At 36.8% G+C, this 285-nt stretch carries 1 protein-coding gene; it reads left to right on the top strand.

Features of this window, described 5'->3' with window-relative positions; translation table 11 throughout:
* Nucleotides 1–285: NAD(P)/FAD-dependent oxidoreductase (locus K6T82_RS24295; RefSeq protein ID WP_223711629.1), on the top strand; the 285-nt coding region annotated here is incomplete at both ends.

Here is a 285-nt window from a genome sequence, read left to right as displayed (position 1 = left end):
ACCTGCAATTCTTGATTTAAGTAATAAGGTAGTTTCAGCACTTGAAGATGGGGAAGTTAAACTTCTCATGGATTTAAAACCAGAACTTGGAATGGAAAGCCTTGAAGCAGAACTTTTAAGGGAATTTGAAAAACATGGAAAAACATACATGAAGAATTACCTGAAGTTTCTACTGCCCAACCGTCTTATCCCAGTATTTCTGGAACTTGCAGGTGTTGATCCCAATAAAACCCTCAACCAGATAAGCAAAAAAGAGAGAAATTCCCTGGTGAACATCTTAAAATC

The organism is Flavobacterium potami (assembly GCF_020026915.1).
Lineage (GTDB): Bacteria > Bacteroidota > Bacteroidia > Flavobacteriales > Flavobacteriaceae > Flavobacterium > Flavobacterium potami.
This window is presented reverse-complemented; position numbering and strand designations above follow the sequence as displayed.